Here is a 13,156-nt window from a genome sequence, read left to right on the forward strand (position 1 = left end):
CGACGTCCTCGCTTCGTCTCGGAAGTCGATGAGGTGCAGGCCGCGCGGCGGGACCTGGCTCGCTCGCTTCGCTCGCTCACGCGGCACCCCCGTCGGTCGCGGCCGCCTCGGCGCCGTTGGCCTTGCGCTGCTCGTGGTAGGCGAGGATCTGCAGCTCGATGGACAGGTCGACCTTGCGCACGTCGACGCCCTCGGGCACGGCCACGACGGCCGGGGCGAAGTTGAGGATGCTGGTGATGCCGATCGCGACCATCCGGTCGGCGACGTCCTGCGCGGCGACGGCCGGGGTGGCGATCACGCCGATCGCCACGTCGTGCTCGCGGACGATCTCCTCGAGGTGGTCGAAGGGCCGGACGACGACGCCCGCGACGCTCTGCCCGACGACCGACTCGGCCGCGTCGAGCAGCGCGACGACCCGGAAGCCGCGACTGCGGAAGCCGGAGTAGTTGGCGAGGGCGTGACCCAGGTTGCCGATGCCGACGATGACGACCGGCCAGTCCTGCGTGACGCCGATCTCGCGGGCGATCTGGTAGCGGAGGTAGTCGACGTCGTACCCGACGCCGCGCGTGCCGTAGCTGCCGAGGTAGGACAGGTCCTTGCGCAGCTTGGCGCTGTTGACGCCCGCGGCGGTCGCGAGATCCTCGCTCGAGCAGGTGCGGATCCCGCTGTCGGCCAGCGCCGTCAGCGCCCTCAGGTAGACGGGCAGGCGGGCGACCGTCGCCTCCGGGATGACCCGGGCGGCATCCGTCGAACTACGTGTGGTCACAGCTCCACTTTCCAGCCGCTCTACCGGACGTCAGTGGCGCGGCTCGATCACTGTAGGAGTTTGTGAACGTGAGAACAAAATGGGCGGAAGCGCAACTCGACGGGGCGACTGGTACGTCACACCGGACGAGCCGTCCGGGGCACGTCAGCCGCGTAGTGCCGCGCGCAGCCGGTCCGCGCTGACCCGCCAGAAGTCGTGCTGGCGCCCGTCGACGAAGGTCACCGGGATCTCGTTGGCGAACCTGTCGGCGAGCTCGGGGTCGTCGTCGATCGACAGCTCCTCGTAGCTCTCGCCCAGCTCGGCACAGACGGCCTCGATGACCGCGCGCGCGTCGTCGCACAGGTGGCAGCCGGGGCGCCCGTAGAGGGTCACCCGGGGGGCGCGCGCGCCGCTCATTCGAGGATCCCCAGGGCCTTGCGCCGCTCGGCGCCGCGCAGCACGCCCTTGCGGATCTTGCCCGTCACGGTCCGCGGCAGGGTCTCGACGACCTCCACCCGGATCGGCCGCTTGTACGCCGCCAGCCGCTCCTCGGCCGCCGCCTCGACCGCGGTCACCACGGCCTCCGCCTCGGCGCCGGAGACCGCGCCCGCGTCGGGCACGACGTACGCGACGACGGCTTCGCCGGTCTGCTCGTCGGGCACCCCGAGCACGGCGGCCTGGCGCACGCCCGGGACCTCCTCGAGGATCGTCTCCACCTCGGTGGGGTAGACGTTGAAGCCGGAGACGATGACCAGCTCCTTGACCCGGTCGACCAGGAACAGGTCGCCGTCGGCGTCGAGGAAGCCGACGTCGCCGGTGGACCACCAGCCGTCGTCGGCAGGGCCGTCCTGGCCGTCGGGCCAGTAGCCGCTGAACAGGTTGCGGCCGCGGATCTGGATCTCGCCGGGGTCGTCGGCGGCCGCGGCCTCCAGCGGCCGGCCCTCCTCGTCGACCAGGCGGATGTCGATGCCGTCGAGCGCCGCGCCGACCGAGCCGGGCTTGATCTCGGCCGAGCGCAGGGTGCTGGTGACGACCGGCGACGCCTCGGTCAGGCCGTAGCCCTGGTGGATGGGCACCCGGGTGAGCGCGCCGAACTCCTCGACGGTCTCGGCCGCCAGCGGCGCGGAGCCGGACAGGATCATCCGGACCGGGCCGAGCCGCTCGGCGAGGGCGTCCACGTCCCGCCAGGCCGCGAAGACCGGCGGCGCGACCGGGACGACGCTGCACGCCTCGTCCTCCACCAGGTCGAGGGTGCCCTCCGGGTCGAACCGCTCCGTCAGCACCAGCTTCGCGCGGTGCCGGATCACCCCGCCCAGCACGGCTCCGAGCCCGTAGACGTGGAACAGCGGCAGCACGCCGAGGACGACGTCGTCGGAGTGGATCATCGGGGGCCGTACGGCGGCGACCTGGTCGACGTTCGCCAGGAGGGCGCGGTGGGTGAGCATCGCCGCGCGGGGGCGCCCCGACGTGCCACTCGTGTAGAGCAGGACGGCGAGCTTCTCGGGATCCTGCAGCGGCGGCACCGGGACGGCGGGCTCGGCGCGGAGATCGTCGTACGCGGCCTCGCCGTCGTGGGGGTCGGTGCCGACCAGGACGACGCGCGGGTCCGGGCGGTGCTCGTCGCGGGCGGCCGCGGCGACCTCGGGCCGCGCGGCGGCGTCGCGGACGGCGGCGGCGGTCTGTCCGTCGGCGACCGCCAGCCGGGCACCGCAGTCGACCAGCATCGCCGCGAGCTCGGTGGGCGTGGAGCCGGGATTCACCGGCACCGCGACCGCCTGGGCGCGCAGCACGCCGAGATAGGAGGTCACGAACTCGAGCCGGTTGCCGAGCGCCAGCAGCACCCGATGGCCGGCGAGGACGCCGACGCGGCCGAGCCCGGTCGCGATCCGGCCCACCTCGTCCTCGAGCTCGGCCCAGGTGAGACCGCGGCCGCCGGCCTCGACGACGGCGAGCCGCTCGGGGTGGTCGGCGGCGGCGGACGCGACGAGGGCAGCCACGTCGGGGACAGCGCTCGTCTCGTCCGACCACGACATGGAGGGATCCTACGCGCGCCGACTTCTTCTAGGGTGGGCCCATGGTGCCGCCCGCCGACCGTCCCCGACGGCTGAACCTCCAGCAACGGTCGCGCCTGGCGGGCGAGGCGGCGGCCGCGGCCGCCGAGGTCGAGACCGCGCTGGCCCATCCTGCCGATCCGCGGGCGGCCGCGTTCTTCGACGTCGACAACACCGTCATGCAGGGCGCGAGCATCTTCCACCTTGCCCGGGGCCTGTACCGGCGCAGGTTCTTCACGACGCGCGACATCCTCGGGGCGGCGTACAAGCAGGCGTACTTCCGCATCGTCGGCGTCGAGGATCCCGAGCACGTCGCCGAGGCCCGCAACTCCGCGCTCGCCTTCATCGCCGGGCACACCGTGCAGGAGATCGAGGACGTCGGCGAGGAGATCTTCGACGAGGCCATGGCGCACCGGATCTGGCCCGGCACCCGCGCGCTCGCCCAGATGCACCTCGACCAGGGTCAGCGGGTGTGGCTGGTGACCGCGGCCCCGATCGAGATCGCGAGCCTGATCGCCCGTCGGCTCGGGCTGACCGGAGCCCTCGGCACCGTCGCCGAGCACGTCGACGGCGTCTACACCGGCAAGCTGGTCGGCGACATGCTGCACGGGCCGGCCAAGGCGGTCGCGGTGACCGCCCTCGCCGAGCGGGAAGGTCTCGACCTCTCCCGCTGCTCGGCCTACAGCGACTCCGCCAACGACCTGCCCATGCTCAGCCTCGTCGGCGACCCCTGCGCCATCAACCCGGACGCGAAGCTGCGCGCCCACGCCCGGGCCCACGGGTGGCGCATCCGCGACTACCGGACCGGCCGCAAGGCCGCCCGCGCCGGGATCGTCGCGGGCTCGGCGGCGGCGGGCGCCGCGATCGCCGGAGCCGTCGTACGCCGGCAGCGGGGTCGCTCCTAACATCGCGCCGAACCATGGCGGCACACCTTACCGAGCGGTAACCTGCCGACACGGGCGATCGGGAGTCGCCCGACCGGTTCTCGCGTTCCGGTACCACGGCAGGCGGATCCGCCGTAGGATCCCCTCCGGGGGCAGCATGGGAGGGAAACCCGCATGACCTGGCAGCGCACCGACCTGTCGCGAGGGCTCGACACCCTGCGCGTGGCCGTGCTCGCTGCGCTGACCCCGGGCCCGACCCCGGCGTTGGCCGGCCTCCCCACCGCCGGACCGTTCGGCGTCCCGGCGCAGCGCGACCACCGGCTGCTGAGCGAAGCGAGCGCGGGGCCCTCCGCCGACCCGGCCGGCTCCGACGACTTCGGGCGCGACGGCTCCGGCGGATTCGGCGACGCCACGCTCGCGACCTCCTCGGAGGACTCCCCGGAGGCCCGCGAGCGGCTGATCGGGCTGGTCGAGCTGGCCCGCGGCGGCGACGCGGAGGCGTTCGGGCTCCTCTACGACCACTACCAGCCGTCGGTCTACCGCTTCCTCTACTACCGCACCCGCTCCGTCGTCGTCGCGGAGGACCTCTGCTCGGAGACCTTCTTCCGCGCGCTGCGCAACATGTCGTCCTTCCGGTGGCAGGGCAAGGACTTCGGCGCGTGGCTGATGACCATCGCCCGCAACCTCGCGACCGACCACTTCAAGGCCGGCCGCACCCGCCTCGAGCTGACCACCGAGGACATGGGCCAGCACGACGACGCCACCGAGGGTCCCGAGAACGCCGTGCTCGCCAGCCTCACCAACGAGATCCTGCTCGAGGCGCTCACCAAGCTGCCCAACGAGCAGCGCGACTGCCTCATCATGCGCTTCCTGCAGGGCCTGAGCATCGCCGAGACCGCTGCGGCCCTCGGCCGCAGCGACGGTGCCATCAAGCAGCTCCAGCTGCGCGGCGTGCGCAACCTGGCGAAGCTGATGCCGGAGGGGATCCGATGATCGAGCATCTGGTCAGTTCGGACTACGCCGCTCCGTCCGTCCGGACCGTAACCACCGGGACCGACCCGTCGTTGGACCTCCGAGAGCACTCGAGGGCCTGGACGACCCTCTCCACACGAGGACGGACATGGTGATGCGCGGGAACGGCTGGCGCGGCGCGGACGAGTTCGACGCGCTGGTCTCCGGTCGCGGCGGGCACGCCGCGGCCGAGCACGAGACGCACGCCGAGCTGCTCGACCTGGTCGCGGCCCTGCGCGCCGTCCCGCCGGCCACCGCCCGCCCCGAGTTCGTCTCGTCCCTGCGCTCCCAGCTGATCGCCGCTGCCGAGCGCGAGCCGGCCCGCGCCGAGGAGGCCCTGGCCGTCCGGCTCACGCCGCGTCAGCGGCGCGGCTCCCGTGAGCGCCGCCTGGCCGCCGTGATCGGCGGCTTCGCCGTCGTGTCGGCCACCGGGTCGATGGCGATGGCCTCGCAGGACGCGCTGCCCGGCGACGTCCTCTACCCCGTCAAGCGGGCGATCGAGAACGCGCAGACCAACCTCCAGCCCGACGGTGCCGCGAAGGCCGACGCCCTCATCTCGCACGCCGAGGCCCGGCTCGGCGAGTTCCGCTCGCTCGTGGCGCGCGACGCGAGCGCGGACGCGATCAACAAGACCCTCCAGGACTTCACCGACCAGTCGCGCCAGGCGTCCGAGTTCGCCCTCGACGACTACGCCGCCACCGGCAAGGCCGATCGGATCGCCGAGCTGCGCGCCTTCGCCGGCGACAGCATGGACGTGCTCGGCGACCTCGGGCCGGTCGTGCCGTCCGACAGTCGCTCGATCCTGATCACCGCGACGCAGACGATCCGTCAGATCGACGCCGCCGCCTGGGAGGCCTGCCCGAGCTGCGCCGAGGGCGACATCGCCCAGGTCCCCGACTTCGCCACGCTGCCGCTCAGCGCGGTGCTCAGCGGCGACATCAGCGCGTCGGCGACCCAGGTGCTGCCGCCGCCGGCCAAGAAGAAGGACGAGCCCGCGGCGACCACGCCGCCGCCGGCCACCCCGGCCGCGCCCCCGGGCCAGGTCCCGCCGCCACCCCCGGAGACGACGCAGCCCAACCCGCCCGACGCCCCCAAGCCCACCAAGACCGTCGGCAAGACGGTCGAGGAGGTCACCCGCGGCCTCACCGGCACACTCGGGCTCGACGGTCAGCCGCAGCCGAGCGACGGGACGACCGACCCCGGCCTGGTCGGTGGACTGGTCGAGGGCCTCGCCGGCCTGGTCGGCGGCCTCCTCGGCACCACGCCCTGACGCTCCGCTGGCGCGCGGGGCCGGGCCGGGCAGTTGTAACACGCTGTCCACCCGACTACCCGTCGCGTTTCAGCAGGCATCGGCCGCTTTCGGCCCGTTCGTGCGGAGAAGTGCCTCCTAGTCACGCGGACGGCGTGTCACAGCCCGTCCCAGCCCGCGGAGTGCGAGCGCAGGAGAATCTCAGCGGAAGACGGACTCGCGCTGCATGAGCAGGCTGTAGAGCGTCTGCTGGATGGTCTCGCGAACCTGGTCGGTCACGTTGAACACCAGCATCGGGTCCTCGGCCGCGCCCGCGTCGTACTCGTCGGTGCGGATCGGCTCCCCGAACTCGAGCAGCCACTTCGACGGCAGCGGCACCAGCCCGAGCGGGCCGAGGAGAGGGAAGAGCGGCGTGATCGGGATGTACGGCACCCCGAGCAGACGGGCCAGCGACGGGATGTTGCCGACCAGCGGGTAGATCTCCTCGGCGCCGACCACCGAGAGCGGCACGATCGGGACACCGGTGCGCAGGGCGGCGGACACGAAGCCGCCCCGGCCGAACCGCTGGAGCTTGTAGCGCTCGGAGAACGGCTTCCCGATGCCCTTGAAGCCCTCGGGCCATACGCCCACCAGCTCTCCGCCGCGCAGCATCCGCTCCGCGTCCTCGCTGCAGGCCAGCGTGGCGCCGCCCTTGCGGGCCACGGAGCCCACCAGGGGCAGCCGGAACACCAGGTCGGCGCCGAGCGGGCGCAGGAAGCGGCCGGTGTGGTCGTGGATGGACACCATCGTCATCAGGCCGTCGACGGGGACGGTGCCCGAGTGGTTGGAGACGACGAGAGCGCCGCCCTCCGCCGGGATGTTGTCGATCCCGCGGACCTCGATCCGGAACCACTTCTGCGCCACCGGCCGCAGCGCCGCCATGAAGAAGCGCTCGGTCACCTCGGCGTCGAAGCCGTACTCGTCGACGGCGTACTCGCCGGTGAGCCGGCGCCGCAGGAAGGCGAGGAAGCGAGCCAGCTGCGGCTCCCACTGGTCGCCGAACAGCTCCTTGCTGGCGTGCTGGAAGGCGGCCAGCCAGTCGCCGGCGGGGATGCCCGCGAGCGGGCTCAGGCCACGGCCCTCGGTGCGCGCGGCGGCGGCCTGCTCCGCGTCCGGCTCGGCCGCCGGCCGTTCCTTCAGGGTCCTCGCCGGGCGCTCGGCGGCCGTCTCCTCGGCGACCTCGCCGGGCGCGACCCCACCGGAAGCGTCGGGGGCGTCTCCGGCCGCGGGACCGGGCTTGCGCGCCGGAGTCTTGCGCGGCGTACCGGACTTCGGGGCGAGGTCGCGGGCCGCCGCGGAGGGCCGCTTGCCGGCGCCGCGGCCGGGCTGCCCGCGGGTGCCGATGGGGATGATCTCGGCGTCAGCCATCCGTGCCTCCGGCGAGGGTGAGCTGGGCGGGCCGGTCGTCGTCGACCGCGGGGAGTCGCTCGGCGAGCGAGCCGAGCACGCGTTCGGTACGGCGTGCCGCCGGCGGGAGGGAGGCGGCGAACTCGGCGAACGCCGAGGAGGTGGAGTACTGCGGCTCGAACCCGAGCTCGCTGCGCATCCGGGTGGTGTCGACCCCGCGGCCGTAGGTCAGGAACGCGACCAGCTCGGGCGACAGGTCGGCGCGGCGCACCGACTTGAGGGCCGAGCCCAGGCTGCCGAACGCGAAGCCGGGAACCGGCGCATTGGGCCGTCCCGCGCGGCGCAGCGCCTGGGAGAGCATCAGCAGGCCGTCACCGGCGACGTTGAACGTGCCACCCCGGTCCTCGCGGACCGCGTGCCGCAGGACGCGGTACAGGTCGGTCTCGTGGAGGAACTGCAGTCGCGGGTCGAAGCCGAGCACCGTGGGGATCATCGGCAGCCGGAAGTACGACGCCAGCGGACTCACCACGCGCGGGCCGATCACGTTGGCGCAGCGCAGCAGGGTGACCGTCACATCGGGACGGCGGCGGGCGAAGCCGCGGACGTACTGCTCGACCTCGACGACATCCTTGGCGTAGCCGGTGCGCGCCGGGCGGCGCGGCTCCATGTCCTCGGTGAACATGGCCGGGTCACGGCTGCTGGCACCGTAGGCCGTCGTCGAGGACTTCACCACCAGGGTGCGCAGCCCCTCGGCCTTCTGACAGGCCGCGAGGAGCTGCATCGTCCCGATGACGTTGAGCTCCTTCATGGTGCCGCGGGCACCGGCGGAGCCAGGGGTCGCGATCACGCTCATGTGGACGACGGTGTCGACGTCCTCCTTCGCGATGACCTTCGCGATGATCGGGTTGCGGATGTCGGCGCGCACGAACGCGACGTCGCCGAGATCCCCCCGCGGAGGGATGACGTCGACGCCGATGACCCGGTCGATCCCGGGATCGGCGGCCAGGGTGCGCGCAAGGGTGCGGCCGAGGTCTCGCGAGACCCCTGTGACCAGCACCGTGCGTCCGGCGCCCATCTCCACCGACTCCTCGGATCAGGTCGGCGCACCCGGGCGCCGACGAGGCGAGACTGCGTGAGCTACTGGCTCGCTCGGGTCACTTGCCGAGCTTGCGACGCTGGACGCGCGTCTTCTTCAGCAGCTTGCGGTGCTTCTTCTTCGCCATGCGCTTGCGGCGCTTCTTGATGACAGAACCCACGTGGAACCTCTCCAGAGCGCCGGGCGCGACAGCGCTCGGCGTGACGTACGACGCCCCGGGAGACCCCGGAGCATCGGTCAGCCTATCCGGACCCGCGTGAGCGCGGAGAATCAGCGCGGGAGATGGGACGAAGATCGCATGCTCGCGCGGCGACGGGGCCCGCCCGCATCCCCCCGCTCGTCTCGCCGCCACGTCGACCCGACCACCGTCGGACTCGACCGCGTGGCCGGCAGCGTGGCGCCCCCGCGCGCAGCGCATCGGGGCCGAGCACGGGCGCGCAGGGTCCGTGCGACGGCCTCGATAGGGCGACGCGCTCGGCTACCCGGCCGAGTAGAAGGACTTGCGCAGGTACTCGTTGACGTCGTCCTCGGTGACCCGGAACGAGCGACCGACCCGGACGGCCGGCAGCTCGCCGCTGTGCACCAGACGGTAGACCGTCATCTTGGAGACCCGCATGACCGAGGCGACCTCGGCGATGGTGAGGAACTTCGGGTCCGGGAGGGACTCGGCGCGCTCGCGCGACGTAGGAGCCATGACCAACCACGCTTTCTGTGTGCGTCCGTCACCGCCTTCCCCAGCTGTGAACACCGGACGCCACTTGCGTGACAATAGGGCCAGATGTGACTCGTGGGGAAGAGATTCGTCAGGGAAACTTTCCCAGACCGGCGTGTCGGCTTGACCGAGCCGCGACCCGGGACGTCGTCCCGCTCGCGTCCGCAGGCCTCCCTCCCGCCTCACCGGACCCCTCCCCGGACCCCTCTCCGGACCCCTCTCCGCCTCGCCGGGCCCGGTCGGGCGCCCACGGGCGCCCCGTCCAGCCAGCTCAGCCCTGGACCTCCGGCACCCAGCCCACCTCCAGCTCTTGTCGTACATCCCTGTTCGACTTATGATCTTGAACATCATCGTTCGACTTAGGAGTTCGGATGTCCCACGCCACCGCGACCGCGCCCACGCCGGGGACCGGTGAGCCCGACCCCCGCCGCTGGGGCACGCTCGCCTTCCTGGGCGCCGCCCAGCTGATGCTCATCGTCGACGTCACCGTCGTCGCCATCGCGCTTCCCCACGTCGGCGCCGACCTCGACCTCTCGCGGGCGGCCACGACCTGGGTGATCAGCGCCTACACCCTCGCGTTCGGCGGGCTGATGCTGCTCGGCGGCCGGGTGACCGACCTGCTGGGCTCGCGACCGGTGGTCCTCACCGGCCTCGCCCTGTTCACCGGCGCCTCCCTGGCCGCCGGCCTGGCCGACTCCGGCGGGGTGCTCGTCGGCAGCCGCGTCGCCCAGGGGCTCGGCGCAGCCCTGCTCTCTCCCGCCGCGCTGTCGGCGGTACTGCGGCTCTTCGAGGGCGAGGAGCGCAACCGCGCCCTCGGGGTGTGGTCCGCGCTCGGCGGCGGGGGCGCCGCTCTCGGGGTCCTCCTCGGCGGGGTGCTCACCGCGGGCCCGGGCTGGCCGTGGGTCTTCTTCGTCAACGTCCCCATCGGGATCGTGGTCGCGTTCGGCCTGGCCCGGCGCCTTCCCCCCGCCGCCCCCGCGCGTACGGCGACCGCGGCCCGGGCCCGGCTGGACCTGCTGGGCGCGCTGCTGGTCACCGCGGCCACCGGCACCGCGATCTACGCCCTGATCGGTGCCGGCGACCGCGGCTGGCTCAGCGGCCGCACCCTCGGCCTGCTGGCCGGCGCCGCGCTGCTCTACGTGCTGTTCGGCCTGCGCCAGCACGCCGCCGCCTCCCCGCTGATGGACCTGCGCCTGCTCACCCGGCGCCCGGTCGCGAGCGGCACCTTCCTCATCGTCGCGGCGACCGCGCTGATGGTCGCCGGCTTCTTCCTCGGCACCTTCTACCTCCAGCACCACGCCGGCCGGGGTCCGCTCGCGACCGGCCTGCTCTTCCTCCCGATCGCCGTGGCCACGGTGGTCGGCGCCACGGCCGGCGGTCACCTGATCGGGCGGGTCGGCGCCCGAGCGCTCGCGGTGGTGGGCTTCGTGGTCGCGGCAGCCGGGTTCGCCGTACCGGCTCTGCTCGACGGGTCGCTCGCCGTGGTCCTCGGCACCACCGTGGCCGCGCTCGGTCTGGGTGCCCTGTTCGTGGCCGCGTCGGCCACCGCCCTCGGGCACGTCCAGGCTCACGAGTCGGGGATCGTCTCGGGGATCGTCAGCACGTTCCACGAGTTCGGCGCCTCGCTCGGTGCCGCGGTGATCTCGAGCGTCGCCGCGGCCAGCATCGCCGGCGCCACGAGCACCGGCTTCGTCCACGGGTTCACCGTGGCGGCCGGCGTCGCGGCGGTCGCCGCCGTCCTCTCCCTCGTGTCCGTCCCCGGGCGCTCCCCCGGCGCCACCCATCCCACCGGAGGTCTGCACTGATGAACACGGTCCCGAACACCCGCGTCACCCGCGTCACCACTCGCGTCAGCACCCGACAGGTCCGCAGGTTCGCTCTCCACTACGGCGAGATGGTCGCCGCGATGCTGATCGGCATGATGCTGCTCTGGCCGGTCTGGATGGTCGCGACCGGCGCCGCGGGCGACGGATCCTGGCTGCGCTCCGCGAGCGTCGAGACGCTCGTGATGGCGACCACGATGGCGCTGCCGATGGCCGGCTGGATGCGCTTCCGCGGCCACCGCTGGGTCCCGATCGCCGAGATGTGTGCCGTCATGTACGCCGGCTTCGCGGTCGCGCTGCCCCTCCACTGGACCGGCGTCCTCGATGCCGGCGGGCTGATGCTGGTCGGTCATGTGGCGATGTTCGCGCTGATGCTGGCCGCGATGGCCTGGCGCTGGGAGGAGTACGCCGGCTGCCACGCCCCGCGCCGCGCCGAGCCCGACCGGGCGTCCACGATGATGGTGTCGTGACCACCCGTCCCCTTCGTGCAGACGCGCGCCGCAACGTGGAGGCGATCCTCGACGCCGCCACCGCGACCCTGGCCCGGGACCCGGACGCCAGCATCAACGACATCGCGAAGGCCGCCGGCGTCGGCCGGGTGACCCTCTACGCGCACTTCGAGAACCGCGGCGGCCTGGTGGCGGCGGTCGTCGAACGGGCGATGCGGGAGGCGGAGGCGTCGCTGCGCGACGTCGACCTCTCCGGTGACCCCGCGGCCGCCCTGGTCCGGCTGATCGACGCGACCTGGCAGGTCACCCTCCGGTACGGCGCCCTGGTGGTCGCCGCCGAGAAGAGCATGCCGGTCACCGAGATGGCCGCGGCGCACAGCGAGCCGCGCGCGCGGGCCCAGCGGCTCATCGACCACGGCCGCGCGCTGGGCCGCTTCCGCACCGACCTCCCGGTGTCCTGGCAGGTGACGGCCATGCACGCCGTCACCCATGCGGCGGCGACGTCGGTGTACGCCGGCGAGCTGCCCGCCGACGAGGCCGCCCGTGCCATCGCGGCGACCATGCTGGGCCTGCTCACGCCGCCGGGCCAGGTGGTCCCCGACGTCGACGCACTGCGGGTCGGGCGATGATCTGCGACACTGTGCGGGTGTCGACCCCGATGACCTTCACCTGGTGGCCCGCCTGACGGCGGCCGCCCCTCGACACCTCTCCCACCACCGGCCGCCCACGGGCGGCCGTCGTGCTTCTCCGGCCGGTGCCGGCGCCCGTGGGCTTCATCCCCAGGAGCACCCATGTCCCGACGCCTCTCCCTCCTCACCCCGAGCGGTCGGCTGACCCTCGGCAACCTCCTCGGCGCGCTGCGCCCGATGCGCGCGGCCCAGGCCGAGGCCGACTGCTTCTACGGCATCTCCGACCTGCACGCCCTCACGACGCCCCGCTCTCCCGAGACGCTGCGCGGCGCGATCACCGAGCAGGCCACGCTGCTGCTGGCGGCGGGGCTCGACGGCAGCACGCTGTTCCGGCAGAGCCGGGTGCCGGCGCACGCCGAGCTCGCGTATCTGCTGGAGTGCGTCGCAACCACCGGCGAGCTCGGCCGGATGATCCAGTTCAAGGAGAAGTCGCGCCGCCAGGACTCGGTCCGCGCCTCGCTGTTCACCTACCCGGTGCTGATGGCCGCCGACATCCTGCTCTACCGCCCCACCCAGGTCCCGGTCGGCGACGACCAGCGCCAGCACCTCGAGCTCACCCGAGACCTCGCCCTGCGGTTCAACACGACCTACGGCGAGGTGTTCACACTCCCCGAGATCACCGTGCCGCCCGCCGGCGCGCGGGTGATGGACCTCGCCGAGCCGGACCGGAAGATGAGCAAGTCCGGACCCGACGGCGGGTCGATCGCGCTGCTCGACCCGCCGGACGTCGTACGCCGGAAGGTCGCCCGCGCCGTCACCGACTCCGAGACCGGGCCGGACGCCGTGCGCGCCGCCCGGGCCGCCAAGCCGGGCGTCACCAACCTGATCGAGATCCTGGCCGCCTGCGGCGGCTCGGCAGACGGGATCACGACCTACGGCGCCCTGAAGACGGCCGTGACCGACGCCGTCGTGGCGGAGCTGGAGCCGCTCCAGGAGCGCTACCGAGCCCTCGCCGCGGACCCCGTCCACGTCACGGAGGTGTACGCCCGCGGGGCCGAGCGGTGCCGCGAGGTCACCGCGCCCGTCCTGGCCGCCGCGCGGAGCGCGATGGGGCTGTGAGG

The 13,156-nt window shown here is 73.3% G+C and carries 14 protein-coding genes; 7 read left to right on the top strand and 7 right to left on the bottom strand.

Annotated features, from left to right (window positions below):
* Positions 1-76 precede the first annotated feature (76 nt).
* The 3 genes from RB608_RS13820 to RB608_RS13830 all read right to left on the bottom strand — a co-directional run bounded on the left by RB608_RS13820 (position 77) and on the right by RB608_RS13830 (position 2,778).
* Positions 77-766: a redox-sensing transcriptional repressor Rex gene (locus tag RB608_RS13820; RefSeq protein WP_308088542.1), complete on the bottom strand. Its 690-nt coding sequence runs from the start codon at positions 764-766 to the stop codon at positions 77-79.
* Between the two features lie 144 nt (positions 767-910).
* Positions 911-1,162 carry a glutaredoxin family protein gene (locus RB608_RS13825; RefSeq protein WP_308088543.1) on the bottom strand — a complete coding sequence of 84 codons (252 nt, stop codon included), beginning with the start codon at positions 1,160-1,162 and terminating at the stop codon, positions 911-913.
* Positions 1,159-2,778, bottom strand: coding sequence for an AMP-binding protein (locus tag RB608_RS13830; protein WP_308088544.1), 1,620 nt, complete (start codon positions 2,776-2,778; stop codon positions 1,159-1,161). Before RB608_RS13830 ends, RB608_RS13825 begins: the two co-directional genes overlap by 4 nt.
* A gap of 41 nt (positions 2,779-2,819) precedes the next feature.
* Here RB608_RS13830 and RB608_RS13835 point away from each other — a divergent pair, with 41 nt between their 5' ends.
* The 3 genes from RB608_RS13835 to RB608_RS13845 all read left to right on the top strand — a co-directional run bounded on the left by RB608_RS13835 (position 2,820) and on the right by RB608_RS13845 (position 5,961).
* Positions 2,820-3,701 carry an HAD-IB family hydrolase gene (locus tag RB608_RS13835; protein WP_308088545.1) on the top strand — a complete coding sequence of 294 codons (882 nt, stop codon included), beginning with the start codon at positions 2,820-2,822 and terminating at the stop codon, positions 3,699-3,701.
* Between the two features lie 153 nt (positions 3,702-3,854).
* Positions 3,855-4,673 (top strand): sigma-70 family RNA polymerase sigma factor, encoded by an 819-nt coding sequence (locus tag RB608_RS13840; RefSeq protein ID WP_308088546.1) that lies wholly within the window; start codon positions 3,855-3,857, stop codon positions 4,671-4,673.
* A 127-nt stretch (positions 4,674-4,800) separates the two neighbouring features.
* Positions 4,801-5,961, top strand: a complete 1,161-nt coding sequence (locus RB608_RS13845; RefSeq protein ID WP_308088547.1) for a DUF5667 domain-containing protein — start codon at positions 4,801-4,803, stop codon at positions 5,959-5,961.
* A 180-nt stretch (positions 5,962-6,141) separates the two neighbouring features.
* On the opposite strand, the gene RB608_RS13850 is transcribed toward RB608_RS13845, so the two are convergent.
* From RB608_RS13850 to RB608_RS13865, 4 genes are all read right to left on the bottom strand, one after another.
* On the bottom strand, positions 6,142-7,347 hold the full coding sequence (locus tag RB608_RS13850) for a 1-acyl-sn-glycerol-3-phosphate acyltransferase (protein ID WP_308088548.1): 1,206 nt from the start codon (positions 7,345-7,347) through the stop codon (positions 6,142-6,144).
* Positions 7,340-8,401: an NAD-dependent epimerase/dehydratase family protein gene (locus RB608_RS13855; protein ID WP_308088550.1), complete on the bottom strand. Its 1,062-nt coding sequence runs from the start codon at positions 8,399-8,401 to the stop codon at positions 7,340-7,342. The genes RB608_RS13850 and RB608_RS13855 overlap by 8 nt, the downstream gene beginning before the upstream one ends.
* Before the next feature lie 79 nt (positions 8,402-8,480).
* On the bottom strand, positions 8,481-8,582 hold the full coding sequence (locus RB608_RS13860) for a 30S ribosomal protein bS22 (RefSeq protein WP_008356322.1): 102 nt from the start codon (positions 8,580-8,582) through the stop codon (positions 8,481-8,483).
* A gap of 318 nt (positions 8,583-8,900) precedes the next feature.
* Positions 8,901-9,116 (bottom strand): helix-turn-helix domain-containing protein, encoded by a 216-nt coding sequence (locus tag RB608_RS13865; protein WP_141005928.1) that lies wholly within the window; start codon positions 9,114-9,116, stop codon positions 8,901-8,903.
* 389 nt (positions 9,117-9,505) lie between these two features.
* On the opposite strand from RB608_RS13865, the gene RB608_RS13870 reads away from it, so the two are divergent.
* The 4 genes from RB608_RS13870 (at position 9,506) to trpS (ending at position 13,154) form a co-directional block, all read left to right on the top strand.
* A complete protein-coding gene (locus RB608_RS13870) occupies positions 9,506-10,939 on the top strand; it encodes an MFS transporter (RefSeq protein WP_308088552.1) in 1,434 nt (477 codons plus the stop codon).
* Complete coding sequence (locus RB608_RS13875) at positions 10,939-11,427, top strand: hypothetical protein (RefSeq protein ID WP_308088553.1); 489 nt, start codon at positions 10,939-10,941, stop codon at positions 11,425-11,427. Before RB608_RS13870 ends, RB608_RS13875 begins: the two co-directional genes overlap by 1 nt.
* Positions 11,424-12,035, top strand: a complete 612-nt coding sequence (locus tag RB608_RS13880) for a TetR/AcrR family transcriptional regulator (protein ID WP_308088554.1) — start codon at positions 11,424-11,426, stop codon at positions 12,033-12,035. The genes RB608_RS13875 and RB608_RS13880 overlap by 4 nt, the downstream gene beginning before the upstream one ends.
* 162 nt (positions 12,036-12,197) lie before the next feature.
* Positions 12,198-13,154 carry a tryptophan--tRNA ligase gene (trpS, locus tag RB608_RS13885; protein WP_308088555.1) on the top strand — a complete coding sequence of 319 codons (957 nt, stop codon included), beginning with the start codon at positions 12,198-12,200 and terminating at the stop codon, positions 13,152-13,154.
* Positions 13,155-13,156 lie beyond the last annotated feature (2 nt).

This window comes from Nocardioides sp. LHD-245 (assembly GCF_030929495.1).
Lineage (GTDB): Bacteria > Actinomycetota > Actinomycetes > Propionibacteriales > Nocardioidaceae > Nocardioides.